Source organism: Xanthobacter aminoxidans (assembly GCF_043193615.1).
Classification (GTDB): Bacteria; Pseudomonadota; Alphaproteobacteria; order Rhizobiales; family Xanthobacteraceae; genus Xanthobacter; species Xanthobacter aminoxidans.
This window is the reverse complement of record NZ_JBAFUS010000004.1, coordinates 35,642-59,343: the sequence shown is the minus strand read 5'-3', so window position 1 is coordinate 59,343 and position 23,702 is coordinate 35,642. Positions and strand designations below refer to the sequence as shown.

Genomic DNA, 23,702 nt, shown 5'->3' with positions numbered 1-23,702 from the left:
GGCACGAAGCGGGGTGGCGGCGCGGAGGGAAATCGGCGGGTGCGCCGGCGCGACTTATAGAGCCTCGGCGCGCCCGTGCGCCATCAAATGAAGTGGCGATCCGATCAGTCCCGGTGATGAATCGCGCCTCCCGTTACGGCATTGCACGAATGCAATGGCCTCTTGCGGAGCGGGGCCGTTGCCGGCGCGGGGGTGCGGTCCTACGTCCTGAGCACCACCCGCGCACCTCCGCGCCCTCGCCGGTTCAAACAGGATGCCCCCCATGTCGCAGACCGTCACTCCGGCCATCGATGCCGCCGCCATCGACCGCCTGTTCCTTTCCGCCCGCACCCAGAATGGCTGGACCGATGCCCCGGTCAGCGAGGCTGAAGTGCGCGCCCTCTATGATCTGGTGAAGTACGGCCCGACCTCCGCCAACACCCAGCCGGCCCGCTACGTGTTCCTCACCACTCCGGAAGCCAAGGAGCGCCTGCGCCCTGCCCTGCCGGAGAGCAACCACAAGATCCTGGCCGCGCCGGTGGTGGCCATCATCGGCTACGCCCTCGACTTCCACGACAAGATCCCCGAGCTGTTTCCGCACTACCCGCAGTTCCGCGACCTGTTCATCAACAATCCCGGGATGATCGAGCCCCACGCCTTCCGCAATTCCTCGCTGCAGGGCGCCTATCTCATCCTCGCCGCCCGCGCGCTCGGCCTCGATGTCGGCCCCGTCTCCGGCTTCGACGCGGCGAAGGTGGATGCGGAATTCTTCCCCGGTGGCACCACCAAGACCAATTTCATCGCCGCCATCGGCCATGGCGATGCCTCCAAGGTGATGCCCCGCCTGCCGCGCCTCGCCTTCGACGACGCCGCGCAGATCCTCTGATCTCCGCTCCAGAACGAAAAAAGGGCGCCCCACGGGGCGCCCTTTGCGTTTGGGCCCAAGGCCTCAGCTGAGAAGGCCTCAGTTAAGGCCGATGGTGGTGAGGTCCTGGAACCAGTGCTGGGCCTGCACGAAGCTCTTCACCTTGGGGGAGAGGGCGTGCGGGTTCACGTCGTGCACCACCCAGACCAGAACGGCGTCGTCCACCACCTGCTGGTGCACCTGGGCGAGCAATTCGTCCTGCTTCTTGGTGTCGAAGGTGCGCTTCGCCTCGTCGATGAGGGCGTCCACCTTGGGGTTCGAGTAATAGCCCCAGTTCACGCCCACCGGCGCCACCTGCCGCGAATCGAAGAAGCGGATGAGAGCGTAGAGCGGGTCGGAGGTGACATAAGCGATGTTGTTCGAGGTGATGCCCTCGTTCATGGGGTCCTTCGCCCCCTTGCGCCAGGCGGTGTAGAGCGCTTCCAGCTCCACCACCTTGAACTCCACATCGATGCCGATCTCCTTGAAGCTCGCCTGCAGGAACTCGTTCATGGGCAAGGACAGCATCTGTCCGGTGCCGCCGGCGGCGATGATGAAGGTGGTCTTGAGCGGCTTTTCCTTGGAATAGCCCGCCTCCTGCACCAGCTTCTTGGCGGCCTCGGGATCATACTTGAGGTCGAACGTGGGCTTGCCGAACCACGGGCTGGTCTTGTCCACCTGCCCCTTGGCGGGCTGGGCGAGGCCGTTCATCAGCTCCACCACGCCCTCCCGGTCCACCGCGAGGTTCAGCGCCTTGCGCAGGCGGATGTCCGTCCAGGGCGAGCCGGGCAGCATGGAGAGGTGGTAGTTCCACACGTGCGGGGTGACGTTGGTGACGAGCTTCATGCCGGCAGCCTTGAGCTGCGGCACGGCGTCGGGCGCGGGGGTCTCGATCAGGTCCACCTGCCCGGCGAGCAGCGCGTTGGTGCGGGTCAGCGCCTCCGGCATGGGGATGAGGATCATCCGGTCGGTCTTGGGCAGGCGGGACTTGTCCCAGTAGTCGGGGTTCTTGACCAGCTCCAGCCGCTCGCGCGGCACCAGCTTGTCCTGCTTGAAGGGACCGGTGCCCGAGGGGTTCTGGGCGAACTTGTCCCAGTCCTTGCCGAGCTTCTCGTACTGGGCCGGGCTCGACACCAGGAACCAGAGCATCTGGTAGGGGAAGAACGAATCCACGTCCTTGGTGGTGATCTCCACCGTCATGTCGTCCACCTTGCGCCAGGAGGCGATGGACGGCAGGCGGGTCTTCACCTGGGCGGACTGGCGCTTGTCGAACTGGGGTGCCTTCTCGTCCAGCACCTTGTCGAGGTTCCACACCACGGCATCGGCATTGAAGTCCGAGCCGTCGTGGAACTTCACGCCCTTGCGCAGGGTGAACAGCCACTTCTTGGGGTCGGCCGGGTCCACCTTCCACTCGGTGGCGAGGCCGGGCACCAGCTTGCCGGGCCGGTCGGCCACGTTCATTTCCCAGGCGACCAGCGGGTCGTACAGGGTGTAGCCGGTGAATTGATAGGCACCTGCCCCACGATCAGGCTGACCGGTGGTCTGCGGAATGTCCGCCATGGAGATGCCATAGCGGACCACGCTCTCCGCGCCCGCCGGCGCCGCCCCGGCAAGACCGAGGAAAAGCGCGGCGGCAAGAGAGGTTCGAAGCGTCCGGAAACGCAGCATCTATCGTCCTTCCGTGAGTAAGCCCCACGGAAGGAAGGCAAGAGATATGCCGTATGCTTCGCTTTGCGAAACGGGCGTCAGCGGTTGCGGCGGGGCGGCCGGTTCGAGGACTTGCCCGAGGACTTGCCCCAGTTGAACACGCGGTGCGGAAACACCTCGCCGTTCTCGCCGTCGCCGATGGCGATGAGCGCACCCTGGCAGGACACGGCCACATGGCCCTCGACGATGGGGGCGTCGCGGCCGCGCAGGATGATGCTCTGGCCGCAGCGCAGGCGATGGGCCTCCTGCGGCGTCACGTTGAGCTGGGGGATCTCCTCCAGCGCCACGGCCACCGGATCGAGCGCATCCATCAGCGCCTCTTCGCTGGCCTCGGCGCGGTCGCGCAGCTCGTCGAGGGGCACGAGGCGCTCCTCCAGGAACGGCCCGACGCAGGCGCGGCGCAGTTGGCAGATGTGGCCGCGCGAACCCAGCATGCGGCCGAGGTCGCGGGCGATGGCGCGCACATAGGTGCCCTTGCCGCACTCGGCCTCCAGCACCGCATGGTCGGCGTCCGGACGGTCCATCAGCTCGATGCGGAAGATGGTGACGGGGCGCGCCTCCAGCTTCACCTCCTCACCCTCACGGGCGAGGTCATAGGCGCGCTCGCCGCCGATCTTGAGCGCCGAATAGGCCGGCGGCACCTGCATGATCTCGCCGCGGAAGGTGGGCAGCGCTGCGATGATCTCGTCGTCCGAGGGGCGCAGATCGGAGGTCTCCACCGCCTTGCCCTCGGAATCGTCCGTGTCCGTCTCGGTGCCGAAGCGCACGGTGAAACGGTAGGTCTTGCGGCCGTCCATCACATAGGGAACGGTCTTGGTGGCCTCGCCGAAGGCGATGGGCAGGCAGCCGGAGGCCAGCGGGTCGAGGGTGCCCGCATGTCCGGCCTTCTTGGCCCCGAAGATGCGCTTCACCACCGCCACCGCCTGGGTGGAGGTCATGCCGGTGGGCTTGTCGAGCAGCACCCAGCCATCGAGGTCGCGCTTGGGCGCGCGGGGGCGGTTGTCCTGCTCGCGGCTGGCGCGGGGCGCGTCGCCGGCGGGGGGCGCTTCGGCCGCTTCAGGAGCGAGGGCGGTCTCGACAACGGATTCAACGATGGGCTCGGCGGCGGCTTCAGCCGCGGCTTCGGCAGTGGCTCGGACGGTCATTCGGCGTCGGTCTCTTTGTCGGTCGGAGTCTGGTCGGGCGCGTCCTCGGAATGGCTCTCAAGGGCATCGAGGTCGCGCTGCACCTGGGGGGAGCGCAGGAGGGCATCCATGCGCGCGCCTTCGTCGAAGGACGTATCCTTGCGAAAGCGCAGCTCGGGCACGCTCTTCAGCTCCACGCGCCGCGCCACCTCGGTGCGCAGGCGGCGGGCATTGTCGGCCAGCGCCTTGATGACGGGCGTGATGTCCTTGCCGCCGAGGGGCATGACGTAGCAGGTGGCGATCTTGAGGTCCGGCGACATGCGCACCTCGGGCACGGTGATGATGTGCCCGGCGAGCACCGGATCGATATGGTCGCCGCGGGACAGCACGTCGGCCAGGGCGTGGCGGACAAGCTCGCCCACGCGCAGCATGCGCTGGGAGGGGCCGCCTCCCGTGCGGGTATCGGGTTTCATTTTTGCTTCTGCTTCGTTCGGCGCCGGCAAAGCCGTGGCGCCTTCTCCTCGATTGTGGAGCGGACGGGCTTGGACCGTACCGTTCCGGTTAAGCGTCGACGCCTCCGGCCTTTTCCCGTTCGGGGAAGAGACCGGAGGCGGAAACGTCGAGCGTTGTGCCCGTCGTCAGGTCACAGCGAGCGCTGGATCACCTCGACGCGGTAGCACTCGATCACGTCGCCCGCGCGCATGTCCTGGTAGTTCTCGAAGGACATGCCGCAATCCTGGCCGGCGTTCACGGTGTTCACCGCATCCTTGAAGCGGTTGAGCGTCGCAAGCTTGCCCTCGTGGATCACCACGTTGTCGCGGATCAGGCGCACGTGCTGGCCCTTCTCCACGATACCGTCGGTGACCTGGCAGCCCGCCACCTTGCCCACCTTGGAGACCAGGAAGATCTCCTTGATGAGGGCGTTGCCCAGCATGGTCTCGCGGTTGATGGGCGCGAGCAGGCCGCTCATGGCCTTCTTCACGTCATCCACGAGGTCGTAGATGATGTTGTAGTAGCGGATCTCGATACCCGCCCGATCGGCCGCGTCGCGCGCTTCCTTGTTGGCGCGCACGTTGAAGGCGATGATCGCGGCGCCGGAGGTTTCCGCCAGCGTCACGTCGCTTTCGTTGATGCCGCCCGCGCCGGAATGGATGATGCGGGCCTGCACCTCGTCGTTGCCGACCTTCTCCAGCGCGCCGATGATGGCTTCCACCGAGCCCGACACGTCGCCCTTGATGATGAGGGGGAATTCCTTCCGCCCCGAAGCCTTCACCTGGCTCATCATCTGCTCCAGCGAGCCGCGGATGGTGGCGGAACGGGCCGCCGCCTTCTCGCGCTTCTGGCGCTGGCGGTAATCGGTGATCTCGCGGGCGCGGGCTTCGTTCTCCACCACCGCGAGGCGGTCACCCGCCTCCGGCGTGCCGTTGAAGCCCAGCACCTCCACGGGCAAGGAGGGGCCGGCCGCGTCCACGGTGGCACCGGTATCGGAGATGAGGGCGCGCACGCGGCCCCACTCGGCACCGGCCACCACGATGTCGCCCACGTGCAGGGTGCCGCGCTGGACGAGGACGGTGGCCACGGGGCCCCGGCCGCGATCGAGCTTGGCTTCCACCACGGTGCCTTCGGCGTCGCGGTTCGGATTGGCGCGCAGATCGAGCAGTTCCGACTGGAGGGCGATGGCCTCCAGGAGCTTGTCGAGGTTGAGGTGCTCCTTGGCGGACACCTCCACCTCGAGCGTCTCGCCGCCCATGCTCTCCACCTGCACTTCGTACTGAAGCAGTTCGGAGCGCACGCGCTCGGGCTTGGCGCCGGGCTTGTCGATCTTGTTGATCGCCACAATCAGCGGCACCCGCGCCGCGCGGGCGTGGTTGATGGCTTCCACCGTCTGGGGCATCACGCCGTCGTCGGCCGCCACCACCAGCACCACGATGTCCGTCACCTTGGCGCCACGGGCACGCATGGCGGTGAAGGCGGCGTGGCCGGGGGTGTCGATGAAGGTGATCTTCGAGCCCGAGGGCGCGGTCACCTGGTAGGCGCCGATGTGCTGGGTGATGCCGCCGGCCTCGCCGGAGACCACGTTCGCCTTGCGGATGGCATCCAGCAGCGAGGTCTTGCCGTGGTCGACGTGGCCCATGATGGTCACGACGGCCGGGCGCGGCAGCAGGGTCTCGGGGGCGTCCGGAGTATCGAACAGGCCTTCCTCGACGTCGCTCTCCGACACGCGGCGGACGGTGTGGCCGAGATCCTCGGCGATGAGCTCGGCGGTATCGGCGTCGATCACGTCGGTGATCTTCACCATCTGCCCCTGCTTCATCAGCATGCGGATCACGTCCACGGCCCGCTCCGACATGCGGTTGGCGAGTTCCTGGATGGTAATGGTCTCGGGCAGGATCACCTCGCGGGCGATCTTTTCCTTGCTCTCCTGCTGCCGGTGCCCGGTCATGCGCTGGGTGCGGCGGCGGAACGAGGCGACCGAACGCTGGCGCTCTTCTTCACCCGACTGGGCGGTGACGAGCGTCAGGCGGCCGCGCTGCTTCTCCTGGCCGGCGGGGGCACGGGGCACCTTGACCGGGGCGACCGGACGCGCGGCGGGGCCGCGGCGGACGGCACCGCCCCCACGGCGCTCCTCTTCCTCGCTGCCACCTTCCGCCGGAGCGGTGGTACCAGCCGGACGCGGGGTGAGCGGACGCGCGGTGGTCGTGCCGGCGGGACGGGCGCTCGCGCCCTGCTCCTCGCCGCCGAAGCGCTTGCGCGCTTCCTGCTCGGCCTTGCGCTTCTTGTCTTCTTCCTGGGCGCGGCGGGCCTCGTCCTCGCGCTTGCGGGCCTCGGCGGCCTCACGCTCGGCGCGCTCGGCACGCTCGCGCTCGGCGCGGCGACGGGCCTCCTCCTCGGCAGCGCGGCGCTCCTCGGCCATGCGCTGCTCTTCGACCGCGCGGACGCGGGCGTCGGCCAGCGCGCTGGCGCGGGCGTTGCGCTCTTCCTCGGTCAGCGTGCGCAGCACCACGCCCGAACCGCCGGGACGCTGCTGGCCGGGACGCGAGGGACCACCACCGCCGCCGGGACGGCGATCACGATCCGAACCCGGACCGCCGGACCGCGGCGGCTGGCCGGGACGCGACGGAGCGTTGGGACGCGAAGACGACTGGCCGGACGAGCCGGTACGGGACGGCTGGCCGGAACCCGACCGCGATCCCTCGGCGGGACGCGGGCCGGAGGCCGCCGCAGGACGGGCCGCGGCGGGAGCGGGCGCAGCCGGCTTCGGCGCGGCAGCAGGGGCAGCGGCGACGGGAGCGGGCGCAGCAGGCGCCGCCTCCGGCTTGGCGGGAGCCGGCTCGGCAGCGGCAGGCGCCGCGGGCGCCGGAGCGGCCACAGGTGCAGCGACCGCCTCGGCAGCGGGTGCGACCGGGGCCTTGGCTTCTGCCGGAGCGGGCGCGGGAGCCGGAGCGGCATCCGGTGCAGCCACCGGGGCCTTGGCCTCCACCGGAGCGGCGGGCGCAGGAGCGGCAGGGGCGACAGCCGCGGGCGCGGGAGCCGGGGCGGGAGCGGCCGGCGCCGGACGGGCGGCCGCAGCAGGGGCCGGAGCCGGAGCCGGAGCGACAGGCGCCTTCGCCTGCGCAGGCGGGGCAGCCGGAGCCGGCGCCGCAGGCGCGCTCCCGTGGCCAGCCTCACCTGGGGCGATGACGCGGCGCTTCACCTTCTCCACCACGACCGCCTTGGAGCGGCCATGGCTGAAGCTTTGGCGCACCGTTCCCTGCTCCACCGGGCGCTTCAGCGTGAGCGTCTTGCCGGGGGCGGGATGCAGCGTCTTGTCGCCTGGGGTCTTGGTGTCGTTCATTCCGTATCCGTTCCTTGCATCCGGCCGGGGTCATGCGGGAGATCAGCACCATGGCTCAAATCGTTGCCATGGCTGGGGTTTGGACCCTGCCCGAGCGTCTCGCCGATGGACGTACCCGTCCGCCAGCGCGAGAGCCTGTGGCAGCGCTCCAGAAACCCTTTGGCCGTCGGATGCGCGAGCAGCGCCGCATGTACCACATTTGACCGCCCTAACGCCAAGTCCAAATCGATGCCGGGAAAGCAATCGACCACGGCAGCCGCGCGGAAACCGGCAGCCTCGACCTGTCGCAGGAGGGCATTGAGCTTGCGCACCCCGTCCGGGCGCGCGTCACTGGCGTTGAGGACGACCAGCACATCGCCGGTGCCCAGGGCCGCCTCGACCTTGGTGTGGCCCGTCACGACCCGTCCCGCCTTGTTGGCGAGGGAGAGGGCGGCGAGCGCGTCTTTATAGATGAGCCGGTCCACCAGATCGGCAAGATCGGGCGCAGCCTTGCCACGGCCCTTGAAGGCGCGGCCGAAGGCCTTCTTCTTCAGCGCCGCGTCGAAATCGGCCCGGGTGGCACCCACCCAGGCCCCACGGCCGGGAAGCTTACGCGAAAGATCCGGGATGATGGCGCCGTCGGGCGCCACCACGAAGCGCATCATGTCCGCCACCGGCAGCACCCGCCGCGTGGCGAGGCACAGGCGCGACAGAGGCGCCCGCGCCGCAGACAAGCTGCGCGGCCCCCCGTCCGTCTCGTCCTCGTCCAGTATCGCGGGCACCAGTGGTCATCTCCTTAGGCTCAGGCGTCTTCGGCCGGGGTGTCTTCACCCTCGGCTTCAGGCTCGGCCTCGATCCAGCCCGCGGCGACGCGGGCCTGCATGATGAGGGCTTCGGCGTCCTCGCGGGAGAACTCGAAACCGTCCAGAGCGCCGGCATGGCGGATGGTCTCGCCGTCCTTGCGCTCGCTCCAGCCGACCAGATCGTCGGTGGCGCAGCCAGCGAGATCCTCGATCGTCTTGATGTCGTTCTCGCCGAAGGCCACCAGCATCTTGGAGGTGACGCCGGGCACGGTCTTCACCTCGTCCTCGACACCCAGCTCCTTGCGGCGGGCGTCGAGCGCCTCTTCCACTTCGGCGAGGTGCTTGAGGGCGCGGGACTGCAGCTCGGCGGCGGTGTCCTCGTCGAAGCCTTCGATGGAGGCGAGCTCCGAGATCGGCACGTAGGCGATCTCCTCCACCGAGGTGAAGCCCTCGGAGGTGAGCAGCTGGCCCATCATCTCGTCGAGATCGAGGGCCTCGGAGAACATCTTGGTGCGCTCGGCGAATTCCTTCTGCCGCCGCTCGCTCTCCTCCTGCTCGGTCATGATGTCGATGTCCCAGCCGGTGAGCTGGGTGGCGAGGCGCACGTTCTGGCCGCGGCGGCCGATGGCCAGCGACAGCTGGGCGTCGGGCACCACCACCTCGATGCGCTCGCGCTCCTCGTCGAGCACCACCTTCACCACCTCGGCGGGGGCAAGGGCGTTGACGATGAAGGTAGCGATGTCCGGGTTCCAGGGGATGATGTCGATCTTCTCGCCCTGCAGCTCGTTCACCACGGCCTGCACGCGCGAGCCGCGCATGCCGACGCAGGCGCCGACCGGATCCACCGACTGGTCGCGGGAGATGACGGCGATCTTGGCGCGGGAGCCGGGATCGCGGGCCACGGCCTTGATCTCGACGATGCCGTCGTAGATTTCCGGCACTTCCTGCGCGAACAGCTTCGCCATGAACTGGGGATGGGTGCGGGAGAGGAAGATCTGCGGGCCGCGCGGCTCGCGGCGCACGTCGTAGATATAGGCGCGGATGCGGTCGCCGGTCTTCACCGTCTCGCGGGGCAGCAGCTCGTCGCGGCGCAGGATGCCTTCGCCGCGGCCGAGGTCCACCACCACGTTGCCGTACTCGACGCGCTTCACGAGGCCGTTCAGCACGTCGCCGATGCGGTCCTTGTATTCGTCATACTGCCGGTCGCGCTCGGCCTCGCGCACCTTCTGCACGATGACCTGCTTCGCACTCTGCGCGGCGATGCGGCCGAAATCGAAGGGCGGCAGGGTGTCGGCGATGGTGTCGCCCACCTGCGCCGCGGGATTGTGGCGGCGAGCGCCGTCCAGCGTGATCTCGGTGGCGGTATTCTCCACCTCGTCCACCACGAGCAGGTGGCGCGCGAGGCGCAGTTCGCCGGTCTTGGAGTTGATGTCGGCGTGGATGTCCGTCTCCTGGCCGTAGCGCGAGCGCGCGGCCTTGGCGATGGCATCTTCCATGGCGGCGATGACGATGCTGCGGTCGATGGACTTCTCCCGCGCGACCGCATCGGCGATCTGCAGGAGCTCCAGCCGGTTTGCGCTGACGGCGACCATCAGTGCTTCTCCTTCACGCTGCTGGCGTTGGCCGAGGAGGCGGCCGTCTCGAGGCCCGCCTTCTTCTTGGCGTTGGACTTCTTTCCATCGGGCTTCTTGCCCGCAACCTTGGACTTCTTCGCCTTCTTGCCGGCGACCTTGCCCGTGGCGCCCTTGTTGGCGACGGGGCCGCGGGCCGGCTTGGCCGGGGCCTCTTCCGCATCGTCGTCCAGATCGCCCGGCTCGAACGTGTCGTCGGCCTCCAGCGGATCGACGGTATCGAGGAAGTCCTCGGCCTCCTCGTCGATCTCCTGACCGGCGGCCTTCGCCGCGCGCAGCGCCTCGCGGATCAGCGCGTCGGTGAGCACGAGGCGGGCATCGTGGATGTCGCGGAGCGGCAGGCGGACGGTGGCTTCCTCGTCGGCGCGCGCATCGGTGCGACGCACCAGCGCATCGCCGTCCTCGGCGCCGGTGAGGATGCCTCGGAAGCGCTTGCGGCTGTCCACCGGCACGCTCATCTCCACCTTCACCTCGTGGCCCGCCCAGCGCACGAAATCCGACAACCGCACCAGCGGCCGGTCGATGCCGGGCGAGGACATTTCCAGGCGGTAGGCGCTGGTGATGGGGTCTTCCACATCGAGCACCGGCGACAGGGCGCGCGAGGCGGCCTCGCAATCGTCGATGGACATGGTGCCGTCGGGGCGCTCGGCCATGATCTGCACGGTGCCGCCGTCGCGGTTCGTCACCTTCACGCGGACCAGCCGATAGCCGAGGCCGCCGAGCACGCCGGAGGCGATGGCGGCGATGCGGGCCGCCACTCCGGTCTCGGTGATGAGGCGCGGCTCGTTGGGATCGTCGAGCACGGCGTTGATCTCGGTCATGTCACTCCGGGTGCGGATCGCTTCGCGCCGGCTTGCCGCCGGGCGTCGTCCGCTGGTTCATTTTCCGCCGGACGCGGCGGCTCGGCACCGACGCCCGAAATTCATATGGCCATCAGGCCCGCCCGGCACCCCGAAGGGCGCATCCCGATGCCGTTGGACACCGGATAAGCAGAAAAGGAGCGGGTCCCGACCGGGGCCCACTCTCATCACCTTCGACTGCGATGGCGCTGAGGCATCCCCATGGGGGACGGCGCTAATATAGACGGAAATGCCGGACACGCAAGTCCGGCGTTCAAGTTACCGCTTTGCCGGCAATGACCTGCGATTCGCGCATGGCACCTCCGCCGCCCCCGGACCGGACCGCCGCAATTGCGCCGCACGCGGGGTGTTCAAGCCCGCCGACCGCGCTCCGCTTCGACCCGTCGATGGCGACGCCCGGCGCCGAAGAGCCCGCCATCGCCCATCTCGATGGCCCGTCCGCGTCAGGCCTGCCGCGCCCGATCCGCCAAAGCTGCCGGATCAACCAGACATTCGAACCGCCGTCCCGAGCGAGGATCAAGTCCTTGCGTTTCTCGCCGGGCCGCGCGACCGCCGGGACGGAGCGATCCGTCCCGGCGGTTTACGCTCTCAGGCCAATCCGTCCAGCTCCTGATCGGTCAGCGCCCCCGGCACGATGGTGACGGGGATGGGAAACCGCGCCGCATGGCCGGCGGCGAGCGAGGCCACCAGCGGCCCCGGCCCCTCCTTTCCGGTCCCTGCGGCAAGCACCAGAATGGCGATATCGCGGTCCTCCTGGATCACGGAACCGATGGCCTCCGCCAGAGCGCCCTCGCGGATCACGGTCTCCGGGGCGACGCCGGCCACCTGCCGCGCCCGCGCGACATATTTTGCGAGCCGCGCCTCCATCTCCTCATGGGCCTCGGCCCGCATCAGGTCGGCGACGCCGAGCCATTGCTGGCTGACACCCTCAAGTTCCAGAACGCCCAGCATCACCACCCCGCCCTCGGTGCCGGCGGCACGACGGGCGGCGTAATAGACGGCGCGGTCGCATTCCGGGGTATCGTCCACCACCACCAGGAACTTGCGACGATGCCCGGGCTCGCGGCTCTGGCGCGGGGCTACGGTCCGCGTGGGGATCATGACGGCTCTCCCGGATCGGATCTCTGGGGCGGGGCCGCCCATGGTGGCACGGCGGCGGGGGCGCGGGGGAGAGGATTTTCCGCCCCTCCCCACCCGGTTCGCATCGGGCCCCGCATGGGCTAGAGGGAGGCGTCAGAGGCAATCGCGACGCCGCCCGGCGTCCGAAGGGGAAAGGACCAAGGCGTGTCGGAACTCAAGCTCGAACAGGCCCAGACCATCGTCACGACCGCGCTCGCCCATGCCCGGGCCGGCGGCATGAACCCGCTCGCCGTCTGCGTTCTGGACGCGCGCGGCGCGCTCAAGGCGGCCGGCTCCGAGGACGGCACCAGCCTCAACCGCATGGACATCGCCCTCGGCAAGGCCAAGGGCGCGCTGGCGCTTGGCATGGGCTCTCGCGCGCTGTTCAAGCGGGCGAAGGACCAGCCCTTCTTCATCGCCGCCGCCACGTCCGCCATCGGCGGCTCGCTGATCCCGGTGCCGGGCGGCGTGCTGATCCGCTCCGGGGATGGCAAGGTGATCGGCGTGGTCGGCATCTCCGGCGATACCTCCGACAATGACGAGGCCTGCGCCATCGCCGGCATCACCGCCGCCGGCCACGTGCCCGACCAGGGAGCGGACTGAGCGACCTCGCCCGACCAGGGCGCAGACTGACGAGGCCGACCGACCGGCGCCCGGAGGCGGCGAAACATTCCGCTGGCCGGGCGCGGAAATTTGGCTATAGTCCGCCGCGCGGACGGTGCCCCTCGGGGCGCCGCGTTTTCTGTTGGCAGCATAATATGCTGATAGCCATACGGAAACGGCAACGGGCGGTCGCTGGACCGGCCCTGCGTTTCGCGCAGCCTCGACCGTGCTGGACGACATCCCGGCCCGGCCGAGCGGAGACCGAGAGCCCGCCGCTACCTCCTGAAGGGACTTCTGGAGGAACGTGGCGCCAGGGCTTCCGGCTCCTTCCCACTCTCTGTTGAAAGGATTGACCGATGTCGATCACGGCGGAGCGCAAGCAGGCGCTCATCAAGGACTTTGGTGCCAAGGACGGCGACACGGGTTCGCCCGAGGTGCAGGTGGCGATCCTCACCGAGCGCATCACCAACCTCACCGAGCACTTCAAGTCCCACAACAAGGACAACCACTCGCGTCGCGGGCTGCTCAAGCTCGTCTCGCAGCGGCGCAGCCTCCTCGACTATCTGAAGAAGAAGGACGAGGGCCGCTACAAGTCCCTCATCGGGCGTCTGGGCATCCGCCGCTGACGCCGGTTTCCGGCGCCGGCCGGCGACAGGCTGGCGCCGCGCGCCCCCGCCACGGGGGCGCATATACGCAGCGGGCATGGGGCCTGCTGCGGGTCCGTGAATGGAAGAAGCCATGGCAGGATCGCCGGACGCAACCGTCGGAGCCCCCGTATGAGGGTTTGGCTTCGCGCGGCGCGTCCGGCCGTCTTGCTCATGGCTTTTTTCGTTCGCGCCTGAACTGAAAGAGCAAGACATGTTCGACATCCACCGCGAAGAGCTGGACTGGGGCGGAACCACCCTCACCCTCGAGACGGGCAAGATGGCCCGCCAGGCCGACGGCTCCGTGCTGGCCACCTACGGCGACACCAAGGTTCTCGCCACCGTCGTTTCGGCCAAGGAGCCGAAGCCGGGCCAGGACTTCTTCCCGCTGACCGTGAACTACCAGGAAAAGACCTACGCGGCCGGCCGCATCCCCGGCGGCTACTTCAAGCGCGAGGGTCGTCCGTCCGAGAAGGAGACGCTGGTCTCCCGCCTCATCGACCGCCCGATCCGCCCCCTCTTCCCCGAGGGCTACAAGTGCGACACCCAGGTGGTCGTCACCGTTCTGGCGCATGACCTCGAGAACGATCCGGATGTGGTCGCCCTGGTCGCCGCCTCCGCCGCGCTGACCCTCTCCGGCATTCCCTTCATGGGTCCGGTGGGCGCCGCCCGCGTCGGCTTCATCGACAATGAATACGTGCTCAACCCCACCGTGGACGAGGTGAAGGAAAGCTCCCTCGACCTCGTGGTCGCCGGCACGGGCGACGCGGTGCTGATGGTGGAATCGGAAGCGAAAGAGCTGCCCGAGGAGATCATGCTCGGCGCCGTGATGTTCGGCCACCGCCACTTCCAGCCGGTGATCGAGGCCATCATCAAGCTCGCCGAGAAGGCCGCCAAGGAGCCCCGCACCTTCGCGCCGCTCGACGTCTCGGAGATCGAGGCCAAGGTGAAGGAGATCGCTGAGCACGATCTGCGCACCGCCTACAAGATCAAGCAGAAGCAGGAACGCTACGCCGCCGTCGGCGCTGCCAAGTCCAAGGTGAAGAAGTATTACGAGGAGCTCGCCATCGGCGGCACGTCCGTGCCGAACCCGCAGGTGGTCTCCGAGGTGTTCAAGGCGCTCGAAGCCAAGATCGTGCGCTGGAACATCCTCGACGACGGCATCCGCATCGACGGCCGCGACGTGCGCACCGTGCGCCCGATCGTCTCCGAGGTCGGCATCCTGCCGCGCGCCCACGGCTCCGCTTTGTTCACCCGCGGCGAGACGCAGGCCCTCGTGGTCGCCACCCTCGGCACCGGCGAGGACGAGCAGTTCATCGACAGCCTGGAAGGCACCTACAAGGAGCACTTCCTGCTGCACTACAACTTCCCGCCCTTCTCCGTGGGCGAGACCGGCCGCATGGGTTCGCCCGGCCGCCGCGAGATCGGCCACGGCAAGCTCGCCTGGCGCGCCATCCATCCCATGCTGCCGGCCAAGCACGAGTTCCCCTACACCCTGCGCGTGGTGTCGGAGATCCTCGAGTCCAACGGCTCGTCCTCCATGGCCACCGTCTGCGGCACCTCGCTGGCGCTGATGGATGCCGGCGTGCCGCTGCGTCGTCCGGTGGCGGGCATCGCCATGGGCCTGATCCTCGAGGATCAGAAGTTCGCGGTGCTCTCCGACATCCTCGGCGACGAGGATCACCTCGGCGACATGGACTTCAAGGTGGCCGGCACGGAGCAGGGCGTGACCTCGCTGCAGATGGACATCAAGATCGCCGGCATCACCGAGGAGATCATGAAGGTCGCCCTCACCCAGGCGAAGGACGGCCGCGTCCACATCCTCGGCGAGATGGCGAAGGCCCTCACCACCGCCCGCGCGGAACTCGGCGAGCACGCCCCGCGCATCGAGGTGATGAAGATCGCCGTGGACAAGATCCGCGAAGTGATCGGTTCCGGCGGCAAGGTGATCCGCGAGATCGTCGAGAAGACCGGCGCCAAGATCAACATCGAGGACGACGGCACCATCAAGATCGCGTCCGCCAACGGCGACTCGATCAAGGCCGCCATCAACTGGATCAAGTCCATCGCTTCCGAGCCGGAAGTGGGCCAGATCTATGAGGGCACCGTCGTGAAGGTGGTGGACTTCGGCGCCTTCGTGAACTTCTTCGGCTCCAAGGACGGCCTCGTCCACGTGTCGCAGATGGCCAACGAGCGCGTCGCCAAGCCCTCCGACGTCGTCAAGGAAGGCGACAAGGTGAAGGTGAAGCTCATGGGCTTCGACGAGCGCGGCAAGACCCGCCTGTCCATGAAGGTGGTCGACCAGACCACCGGCGAGGACCTCGAAGCCAAGGCCAAGGCCGAGCGCGAAGCCGGCCGCACCGCCTCCGAAGGCGAGGCCGGCGCGGCGGAGTGATCCTCCGCATAAGCGTTGAATCGAGAGGGGCGGCCGCGAGGCCGCCCTTTTCTTTTCGGAGCCGCACGGCCGTCCCCAAGCGCGAAGATATTTCTATAGAAATTGTCCCGTGCTATTCTTTCCATATGAATACACCGGGAGCCCCCATGCGCGCTGCCCCTCTCGCCGACGTCCCCCTCAGCCAGGGCGCCGTGCTGACCAAGGCGCTGCTGCGCGCCGCCGACCGGTTGGGCGTCACGGGCGCGACACTCGCCGCCGTCATCGGCCTCAGCCCCGCCTCGCTGACTCGCATGAAGAAGGGCGAATTCGCGCTGGAGACCGGCACCAAGCCGTTCGAGCTGGCCATCCTGTTCGTCCGCCTGTTCCGCTCGCTGGACGCCATCGCCGGCGGGGACGAGCGCATCGCCCGCGCGTGGCTCGCCAGCCCCAACACCGCGCTGGACGCCGCCCCCATCGAGAAGATCAGGACCATTCCGGGATTGATGGATGTCATCGCCTATCTGGACGCCCGACGCGCTGTCGTCTGAGGCGCGGCCCTATGCCGGGCGCTGCTGGCGGCTGGTGGAGGCACAGCACCTCACGTCCACGCTCAAGCTGGTGGACGACACCGACGAGCAGAAGGTTCTGGAAGACCTCATCGAGGCCACCAAGCCGCCCCTGCCGCCGGAGTGCCGGCATCTCGACTACCTGCTGTTCACGCCCTTCCGCTACGAGCCGCCCTACCCCCACGGCTCGCGCTTCCGCCGTGCGGGGCGAACGGCCGGCGTCTATTACGCGGCGGAGCGACCTGAGACGGCGCTGGCGGAGCTGGCCTTCTACCGCCTGCTGTTCTTCGCGGAATCGCCGGGCACCCCCTGGCCGCAAAGCGCCGGCCAGTACACCGCCTTCGCCGCCGAGGTGCGGACGGACCGCCACCTCGATCTCACCAGGGCGCCGCTGAGCAGAGAGAGCGCGGCCTGGACCCACCCCATCGACTACGCGCCCTGCCAGCACCTCGCCGATGCGGCACGGGCGGCGGCGGTGGAGATCATCCGCTACCGCTCCGTGCGCGATCCCGATGCCGGGGCGAACCTCGCCGTGCTGACCTGCGGGGCATTCGCCGCGCCGGCTCCGGTGGAGCGCCGGACATGGCACATGCTGATTGGCCGCACGGGCGTCTCAGCCGTGTGCGAGGCGCCGCGCCAGCGGCTCTCCTTCGGACGGGAGGCGTTTTCCGCCGACCCGCGCCTTGCCGGCATGGTCTGGGAGCGCTGAAATCAGAACAGCTTCAGGCCCGGCGGCAGCGCAAGCCCGCCGGTGAGGGACTGCATCTTCTCCTGCATCACCCGCTCGGCCTTGCCGCGGGCATCGGCCAGGGCGGCGACGATGAGGTCTTCGAGGATCTCCACCTCGTCCGGCTTCACCAGCGAAGGGTCGATGCGCACCGCCTTGCATTCGCCCTTGGCCGTGACGCGCACCGAGACGAGACCGCCGCCGGAGGCGCCGTCCACCTCGACGGTCTCCAGTTCCGCCTGCATCTGCTGCATGCGGTCCTGAAGTTCCTTGGCCTGCTTCATCATGCCCATGAGGTCGCGCATGGTGCTGTCATCCCTGTCTAGAATTCGATCTCGTCGTCGGCACCGGGGCCGGCGAGGTAATCCTCCTCGGAGGGCGCGAGGCCCTCGTCGGCGGGGGGCTCCTCGCGGGTGCGCACGTCCACCACCTCGGCGCCGGGGAAGCGGGCGAGCACGGCGGCCACCAAAGGATGGGCCTTGATGCCCTCCTCCCGCTCGGCTTTGACCGCCGCATTCTCCTCCGCCAGCGTCGGCCCGCCGGACTGGGAGGAGACGGAGACCATCCAGCGCCGGCCGGTCCATTCGTTGAGCTTGCGGGAGAGATCCTGAATGAGGCTGCCCGGCGCGCCGGGCACCAGCGCCACCTCCAGGCGCCCGTCCTCCACATGCACGGGGCGCAGCTGCGTCTCGATGCCGTGCTTGAGGGCGAGGTCGCGGCGGGCTGCGGCGAGCGCCGCGACATCGGCAAGGCTGCCGAGCCGCGGTCCCTCGGCGGGCATGGCCGCGCGCGCATCGGTCCGGATCTCCGTGCGCGGCTGGGGATGGGCTTCCACCGGGCGGGGGGCGAGGGAGAGGCGCGGACCGCCACCGCCACCACCACCGCCGCCGGAGGGCAGGGACGGAGCGGCGGGCGCCGGCTGGTCCTTCAGCCGCCGCAGCGCGTCGTCCGGGGTCGGAAGGTCCGCGGCATAGGCGAGGCGCACCAGCACCATCTCCGCCGCCTGGGCGGGCTTGGGCGCCTGCTGCACTTCGCCGATGCCCTTCGAGAGCATCTGCCAGGCACGGGCCAGCACCCGCATGGAGAGGCCCTGCGCCATCTCCGACCCGCGCACCCGCTCGGCCTCCACCAGCGCCGCGTCGTCGGCCGCGTCGGGCACGATCTTCAGGCGGGTGACGAGATGGGTGAAATCCGCAAGGTCGGTGAGGATGACGGCAGAGTCGGCGCCGGAATCGTACTGGTCGCGGAATTCCGCCAGCGCACGGGCGATCTCGCCCTTCATCAGCGCCTCGAACAGGTCGATGACGCGCCCCTTGTCGGCGAGGCCGAGGAGGCGGCGCACCTCATCCGCGCTCACCGTGCCGCCGCCGTGGGCGATGGCCTGATCCAGCAGGGAAAGGCTGTCGCGTACCGAGCCCTCGGCCGCGCGGGCGACGATGGAGAGCGCCTCCGGCTCGATGGTGACGCCCTCGCGGGCGCAAATGCCGGAGAGGTGCGCGGCCAGCGTGCCCGCCTCCACCCGGCGCAGGTCGAAGCGCTGGCAGCGGGACAGCACGGTGACGGGCACCTTGCGGATCTCGGTGGTGGCGAAGATGAACTTCACATGCTCGGGCGGCTCTTCCAGCGTCTTCAGCAGCCCGTTGAAGGCCGCCGTGGAGAGCATGTGCACTTCGTCGATGATGTAGACCTTGTAGCGCGCCATCACCGGGCGGTAGCGCGCGCTCTCGATGATCTCACGGATGTCGTTGATGGAGGTGTTGGACGCGGCGTCCATCTCCATCACGTCCACATGGCGGGATTCGATGATGTCGCGGCAGTGCTTGCCCATCAGCGCGAGATCGAGGCTCGGGCCGCCGGCGGCGCCGTCCGCCGGCTCATAGTTCAGCGCGCGGGCGAGGATGCGGGCGGTGGTGGTCTTGCCCACGCCGCGCACGCCGGTGAGGATATAGGCCTGCGCGATGCGCCCCGAGGAGAAGGCGTTGCGCAGGGTGCGGACCATGGCCTCCTGGCCGATCAGGTCCGCGAAATTCTGCGGGCGGTACTTGCGCGCCAGCACGCGATAGGCGCCGGGCGAGGCTGCGGCGGGTGTTGGGGTGGCGGCCGGCGCCGACGGCGGCGCAGCCTCGGGCAGGCCGAGGTCGAAGCCCGGTCCGTCCTGCTGGTCGTCGGTGTGCTGCTCGTCGCTCATCTGGCCGCCTTAAGGGCCGGCGCTGGCCCTCCCCATACATAGCATCGCGCGCCCGCACGTCGATGGGCGGGGCGGCAAATCCCCACCGTCCACGGCTTTGCCCTTGGACGGGCCGAGAAAGCTGGCGTCCGGCGCGCGGTCGTGCTTACACCCGATCGCCCCCAAACGCCGGACCCCATCGTGACCCAGCCTGCCCCCTTCATCGCCATCGTCGGCGCCGGTCCCGCCGGGCTCGCGGCCGCCGAGGTGCTGTCGGCCGCAGGAGTGCGGGTGTCGCTCTATGACCGCATGCCCTCCGCCGCGCGGAAATTCCTGATGGCCGGGCGCGGCGGGCTCAACCTCACCCATTCCGAGCCGGCGGACGCCTTCCTCGCCCGCTACGGCACGGCGGCGGAGCGCCTCGCACCCGCGCTCGCGGCTTTCCCGCCGCAGGCGCTGCGCGACTGGGCGGCGGGTCTGGGGGAAGAGACCTTCGTCGGTTCCAGTGGGCGCGTTTTCCCGAAAAGCTTCAAGGCCTCGCCTTTGCTCCGCGCCTGGCTGGGCCGGCTGGCGGCCAACGGCGTCACCTTCCATCCCCGGCGTGAGTGGCGGGGCTTCGACACCAGCGGCGCGCTCCTGTTCGCCACGCCGGATGGTCCGGCCGCGGTGAAGGCCGATGCGGTCATTCTCGCCCTCGGCGGCGCCTCCTGGCCGCGGCTGGGATCGGATGCCGGCTTCGTGCCGGTGCTGCGCGCCCTCGGCGTGAGGATGAACGACTTCGTGCCGGCCAATATGGGCGTCTTCGTCCCGTGGTCCGAGATTTTCCGGCAGAAGTTCGCGGGCACGCCGCTGAAGCGCATCGCGCTTACCTTCAACGGCGTGACGGTGAAGGGCGAGGCCATGGTGAGCGCGGCGGGGCTCGAAGGCGGCGCCATCTACGCCCTTTCCGCACCGCTCCGGCGGGCGCTGGCGGACGGACCCGTGACGCTTCATGTGGACCTGCGGCCCGACCTTGATGGCTCCGCGCTGGCGAAGCGACTCGGCGGCGGGCCGGGCAGCGCCTCCCTCTCCACCTTCCTGCGCAAGGCGGCGGGGCTGGCGCCCGTGGCGGTGGGGCTCATCCGCGAGGCGACCGGTCCGGCGCGGCCCGATCCGGCGACGCTGGCCCGCCTCGTCAAGGCGCTGCCGCTCACCATCACCGGCCATGCCGGGCTGGAGCGGGCCATCTCATCCGCCGGCGGCATCGCCTGGGAGTGCATCGGCCGGGACTTTTCGCTCAACGGCCTGCCGCCGCACCTCCCGCCGGTGTTCGTCGCCGGCGAGATGCTGGATTGGGAGGCGCCCACGGGCGGCTACCTCCTTCAGGCGGTCATCGCCACCGGCCGGGCCGCCGGAGAAGGCGCAAGGGCGCGCCTCAGCCGCTGAAGCCGCCGTTTGCCAGATAGTCCGACTCTTCCGGCGTGGTCTCGCGGCCGAGGATGGCGTTGCGGTGGGGGAAGCGGCCGAAGCGGTCGATGCACTCCTGATGGATGAGCGCGAAGCGCAGCCCGTCCTCCTGCCCCAGCGCCCGATAGAGCGCCACGCATCGCGCCTGCGCCGCCCGGTCCTCGGCATGCATGAAGGGCAGATAGAAGAAGCTCCGCAGCGCATCCGGAATGGAAGGGTCCTTGTCGAAGCCGCGATCCACCGCCTTCTCCGCCGCCGCCAGCGCCATGGCATCCGTGGCGAAGGCCTGCGGCGTGCCCCGGAAGACATTTCGCGGCACCTGATCCAGCAGGATGATGCGGGCCAGCGCGCCGGGCGCGGTGCCCTGCCAGCCATCGAGGGCGCTTTCGGCCGCCGCCTCATGGGCCGGCAGCAAAGCGGCGCGCACCTCCGCGTCGAAGGCCGGGCCGCCGCCGAACCACTTCTCACGGCCGGCGGCCTGCCAGAAGGAGAGCACCGCCTCGGGGGTGGGGACGGGGGCGCTCATCGGGCCATCCCCGGAGGCGCCAGCGGATTGTCGGTGAGCGCGGCGCGGTCCGGCATGTCCACCTGGGGGATGCCGAGAAAGGCGTTGAACAGGCGGGCGATCACCTTGGGGTCGAGGTCGCGCACGATCATCACGAGGCGGCTCCTGTGGTCGTCGTCGGGCCAGCTGGGAAGGCGGGCGGGCGGATGCATCACATGCTGCACGGCATGAATCACCACCGGCGTGTCCGGTTCCTCGGCGAGCTTCACGATGCCCTTCATGCGCAGCAGCTTGGCGCCATGGGTGCCGCGCAGCAACTCCAGAAAGAGATCGAGAGTTGCCGCCGGGATCGCGGCATCGGTGGCGAGGGTGAAGGCGCGGATGCGGCTGTCGTGGCGGTTGGGATCGAGGCCGGCGGGATCGACCTCGGCCTGCGCCGCGGCCACATCCTCGGCAGCGAGCCAGCGGGCGACGTCCGGGATCCGCGTCTTCGCATCGAACAGGCCGGCGCCGAGCAGGGCGTCCGCCGTCGCCTCCCCCGCCGCCGCATCGACGATCTTCGCCGCCGGGGCGAGGCGATGCAGCCGCGTCTTCAGCGCATCAAGGGCCTCGGTGTCCGTCACCAGGTCGGACTTGGTGAGGACGATGCGGTCGGCCACCGCCGCCTGCTTCACCGCCTCGTCATGGGCATCGAGGGTGGCGTCGCCGTTGACCGCATCCACCACGCAGACGATGCCATCGAGCCGGTAGCGCAGGCCAAGATAGGGGTGGGTCATCAGCGTGTGGATCACCGGTGCCGGATCGGCAAGGCCGGTGGTCTCGATGACGACGCGGGAGAAAGGCGGCAGGCGATCGTTGTCGCGGCCGCGCAGCAGGTCTTCCAGCGCGGCGACCAGATCGCCCCGCACGGTGCAGCACAGGCAGCCGGACGAGAGCATCACGATGCCCTCCTCCACCGGCCGCACGAACAGATGGTCCAGCCCCACCTCGCCGAACTCGTTGATGAGGACGGCGGTGTCGGCCAGCGCCGGATCGGCGAGGAGCGCGTTGAGCAGCGTCGTCTTGCCCGCGCCGAGGAAGCCGGTGAGCACGGTGACGGCGATGGGATCAGGCGGCCCGCGGCGCGGCACGGTGGCTTCGGTGGCGGATGCGCCTTCAGAAGGGAAGACGTCGGAGGAGCCCGGCATGGGGTGTCTCCCGGAAGGAGGGATCGATTGCCTCCCTGCCTCTACGAGACGGTCTGCCGGGTCAAGGGTACCGTGACGGTTTGGACCGGTGCCTTATGTCGCCGAGCCTGTTGGGCGATCCGGCGACCGACGTCGCCGAACCTTCTGCGTGAACCGGCGACTTACGTCGCCGGTTTGGGCGCGGGAGCGGCGGCCTCGGGATTGGCGGGCGCGGGGGCCGGCTTCGGCTTGGGCTTCGGCGTCGCACTGCTGCCGGCCGCGACGGCGCCCTGCGGCTTGGCCGGCTTCTTGGCGGCATCCCCGGAAGCCTTTTCACCACCCGTCTTGGGCTTGTCGGCGGTGGCGGCCGACTTGCTGTCCGGCTTCGATCCGGCGGCGGCCTTGGGCTTCTTCGGCGGGTCCGGTTCGTAGGCGGTGGCGAAATCCTCCACCGCATTGCGCGTGCCCACATAGACCGGAACCGGCGGCATGGAGGGCGGCAGGGTCTGCAGCAGCTCGGCACCGGACTTGGGCAGAGCCGGCGTCGCGAAAGAGAAGCTGGAGCTGGTCTGCGGATCGGGCTCGTCGTCCGCCTCGGAGGCGGTCACGGCACGCTTGCCGCCGCACACTTCCGCCCGCATGTCATAGATCGGCCCGCCGCTGTTGGGGAGCGCGGACAGAAGCGGGGCGGCGGCACCGAACACCGACCAGGACGACTGGAAGCCCTTCTCGAACATCAGCGCCGCCTGCTCGGTGCGGGCGGTACCGGAGCGGGCGCCGAGGATGACGGCGATGAGGCGCTTGTTGCCGCGCGTGGCGGTTGCGACGAGATTGTAGCCGGAGCCGCAGACGAAGCCGGTCTTCATGCCGTCCGCGCCGGGATAGCGGTCGATCAGGCGGTTGTAGTTGCGCAGCACCACCTTGCCGATCTTGATGGCCGGGATGCGGAACAGCGCTTCCTGCTCGGGGAAATGATAGATGATGGCCCGCGCCAGGATGGCGAGGTCGCGGGCGGTGGTCACCTGCGCCGGGTCCGGCAGGCCATTCGGGTTCTCGAAATGGGTGCCGGTCATGCCGAGGTGCGCGGCAGTGGCGTTCATCTCGGCGACGAAGGCCGGCATGGAACCGGCGACGCCCTCACCCACCAGCCAGGCCATGTCGTTGGCCGACTTCACCAGAACCATCTTCAAGGCATTGTCGAGGGTGACGACGGTGCCGACCTTGAAGCCCATCTTGGAGGGCTGCTGCGCCGCGGCCGCGGGCGAGACGGTGATCGGCGTATCGAACTTCAGCCGGCCGTTGCGCACGGCATTGAGCGCCACATAGACCGTCATCAGCTTGGTGACGGACGCGGGATGCCAGGGACGCCCGGCCTCCTTCTGCTCGATCACCCGGCCGGTGTCGGCCTCCACCAGCAGGATCGGGTTGGCGCGGGCCGGGACACCGGCAGCAAGCACAAGCCCGAAAGCGGCCAGCAGGCAGCCGACAAACGAGGCTCGGAGGGCGAAACGTGATGTCGTGGGCGCCAACCGATCCGCTCCCTGTTGAGAAATCGCGCGCAGG

The 23,702-nt window shown here is 69.3% G+C and carries 20 protein-coding genes; 7 read left to right on the top strand and 13 right to left on the bottom strand.

All coding sequences use genetic code 11. The annotated features are described in order from the left end of the window. The first annotated feature begins 262 nt into the window (after nt 1-262). Nucleotides 263-865 (top strand): malonic semialdehyde reductase, encoded by a 603-nt coding sequence (locus tag V5F74_RS19020; protein WP_374250730.1) that lies wholly within the window; start codon nt 263-265, stop codon nt 863-865. Nucleotides 866-943: 78 nt separating this feature from the next. Here V5F74_RS19020 and V5F74_RS19015 read toward each other — a convergent pair whose 3' ends face one another. The 8 genes from V5F74_RS19015 to V5F74_RS18980 all read right to left on the bottom strand — a co-directional run bounded on the left by V5F74_RS19015 (nt 944) and on the right by V5F74_RS18980 (nt 11,923). Further along, the gene (locus tag V5F74_RS19015; protein WP_250167740.1) at nt 944-2,551 is read right to left on the bottom strand and encodes an ABC transporter substrate-binding protein; all 1,608 of its coding nucleotides are present in this window, start codon (nt 2,549-2,551) and stop codon (nt 944-946) included. A 77-nt stretch (nt 2,552-2,628) separates the two neighbouring features. After that, nucleotides 2,629-3,735, bottom strand: a complete 1,107-nt coding sequence (gene truB, locus V5F74_RS19010; RefSeq protein ID WP_394009687.1) for a tRNA pseudouridine(55) synthase TruB — start codon at nt 3,733-3,735, stop codon at nt 2,629-2,631. Next, nucleotides 3,732-4,187: a 30S ribosome-binding factor RbfA gene (gene rbfA, locus V5F74_RS19005; RefSeq protein WP_024281313.1), complete on the bottom strand. Its 456-nt coding sequence runs from the start codon at nt 4,185-4,187 to the stop codon at nt 3,732-3,734. The genes truB and rbfA overlap by 4 nt, the downstream gene beginning before the upstream one ends. A gap of 170 nt (nt 4,188-4,357) precedes the next feature. Beyond that, nucleotides 4,358-7,549: a translation initiation factor IF-2 gene (gene infB / locus V5F74_RS19000; RefSeq protein WP_394009686.1), complete on the bottom strand. Its 3,192-nt coding sequence runs from the start codon at nt 7,547-7,549 to the stop codon at nt 4,358-4,360. Continuing rightward, a complete protein-coding gene (locus tag V5F74_RS18995; protein ID WP_245279305.1) occupies nt 7,546-8,310 on the bottom strand; it encodes an RNA-binding protein in 765 nt (254 codons plus the stop codon). The genes infB and V5F74_RS18995 overlap by 4 nt, the downstream gene beginning before the upstream one ends. Before the next feature lie 20 nt (nt 8,311-8,330). Next, the gene (gene nusA, locus V5F74_RS18990) at nt 8,331-9,923 is read right to left on the bottom strand and encodes a transcription termination factor NusA (RefSeq protein WP_374254590.1); all 1,593 of its coding nucleotides are present in this window, start codon (nt 9,921-9,923) and stop codon (nt 8,331-8,333) included. Further along, the gene (gene rimP, locus V5F74_RS18985; RefSeq protein ID WP_250167736.1) at nt 9,923-10,783 is read right to left on the bottom strand and encodes a ribosome maturation factor RimP; all 861 of its coding nucleotides are present in this window, start codon (nt 10,781-10,783) and stop codon (nt 9,923-9,925) included. Before rimP ends, nusA begins: the two co-directional genes overlap by 1 nt. A 627-nt stretch (nt 10,784-11,410) precedes the next feature. After that, entirely contained in the window at nt 11,411-11,923 is a 513-nt protein-coding gene (locus tag V5F74_RS18980; RefSeq protein WP_394009685.1) for a universal stress protein, read from the bottom strand. Between the two features lie 183 nt (nt 11,924-12,106). On the opposite strand from V5F74_RS18980, the gene V5F74_RS18975 reads away from it, so the two are divergent. From V5F74_RS18975 to V5F74_RS18955, 5 genes are all read left to right on the top strand, one after another. Then, the gene (locus tag V5F74_RS18975) at nt 12,107-12,544 is read left to right on the top strand and encodes a GlcG/HbpS family heme-binding protein (protein WP_029556425.1); all 438 of its coding nucleotides are present in this window, start codon (nt 12,107-12,109) and stop codon (nt 12,542-12,544) included. Between the two features lie 356 nt (nt 12,545-12,900). Then, a complete protein-coding gene (gene rpsO, locus V5F74_RS18970) occupies nt 12,901-13,170 on the top strand; it encodes a 30S ribosomal protein S15 (RefSeq protein ID WP_024281319.1) in 270 nt (89 codons plus the stop codon). 232 nt (nt 13,171-13,402) lie between these two features. Next, a complete protein-coding gene (pnp, locus tag V5F74_RS18965; protein ID WP_029556424.1) occupies nt 13,403-15,583 on the top strand; it encodes a polyribonucleotide nucleotidyltransferase in 2,181 nt (726 codons plus the stop codon). A 146-nt stretch (nt 15,584-15,729) separates the two neighbouring features. After that, the gene (locus V5F74_RS18960; RefSeq protein WP_394009684.1) at nt 15,730-16,110 is read left to right on the top strand and encodes an antitoxin Xre/MbcA/ParS toxin-binding domain-containing protein; all 381 of its coding nucleotides are present in this window, start codon (nt 15,730-15,732) and stop codon (nt 16,108-16,110) included. Next, entirely contained in the window at nt 16,070-16,837 is a 768-nt protein-coding gene (locus tag V5F74_RS18955; protein WP_394009683.1) for an RES family NAD+ phosphorylase, read from the top strand. Before V5F74_RS18960 ends, V5F74_RS18955 begins: the two co-directional genes overlap by 41 nt. A gap of 2 nt (nt 16,838-16,839) precedes the next feature. Here V5F74_RS18955 and V5F74_RS18950 read toward each other — a convergent pair whose 3' ends face one another. Further along, nucleotides 16,840-17,160 carry a YbaB/EbfC family nucleoid-associated protein gene (locus tag V5F74_RS18950; protein WP_024281323.1) on the bottom strand — a complete coding sequence of 107 codons (321 nt, stop codon included), beginning with the start codon at nt 17,158-17,160 and terminating at the stop codon, nt 16,840-16,842. 17 nt (nt 17,161-17,177) lie between these two features. After that, entirely contained in the window at nt 17,178-19,043 is a 1,866-nt protein-coding gene (locus V5F74_RS18945) for a DNA polymerase III subunit gamma/tau (RefSeq protein ID WP_394009682.1), read from the bottom strand. Nucleotides 19,044-19,223: 180 nt separating this feature from the next. Between V5F74_RS18945 and V5F74_RS18940 the strand changes: the two genes are divergently transcribed. Next, complete coding sequence (locus V5F74_RS18940) at nt 19,224-20,447, top strand: TIGR03862 family flavoprotein (protein ID WP_394009681.1); 1,224 nt, start codon at nt 19,224-19,226, stop codon at nt 20,445-20,447. Here V5F74_RS18940 and V5F74_RS18935 read toward each other — a convergent pair. From V5F74_RS18935 to V5F74_RS18925, 3 genes are all read right to left on the bottom strand, one after another. Beyond that, nucleotides 20,437-20,994: a DUF924 family protein gene (locus V5F74_RS18935; protein ID WP_394009680.1), complete on the bottom strand. Its 558-nt coding sequence runs from the start codon at nt 20,992-20,994 to the stop codon at nt 20,437-20,439. The two genes, V5F74_RS18940 and V5F74_RS18935, sit on opposite strands and share 11 nt — an antisense overlap. Next, nucleotides 20,991-22,160 (bottom strand): CobW family GTP-binding protein, encoded by a 1,170-nt coding sequence (locus V5F74_RS18930; protein ID WP_394009679.1) that lies wholly within the window; start codon nt 22,158-22,160, stop codon nt 20,991-20,993. Before V5F74_RS18930 ends, V5F74_RS18935 begins: the two co-directional genes overlap by 4 nt. Before the next feature lie 161 nt (nt 22,161-22,321). Beyond that, complete coding sequence (locus V5F74_RS18925) at nt 22,322-23,668, bottom strand: D-alanyl-D-alanine carboxypeptidase family protein (protein ID WP_374254574.1); 1,347 nt, start codon at nt 23,666-23,668, stop codon at nt 22,322-22,324. Nucleotides 23,669-23,702: the final 34 nt, after the last annotated feature.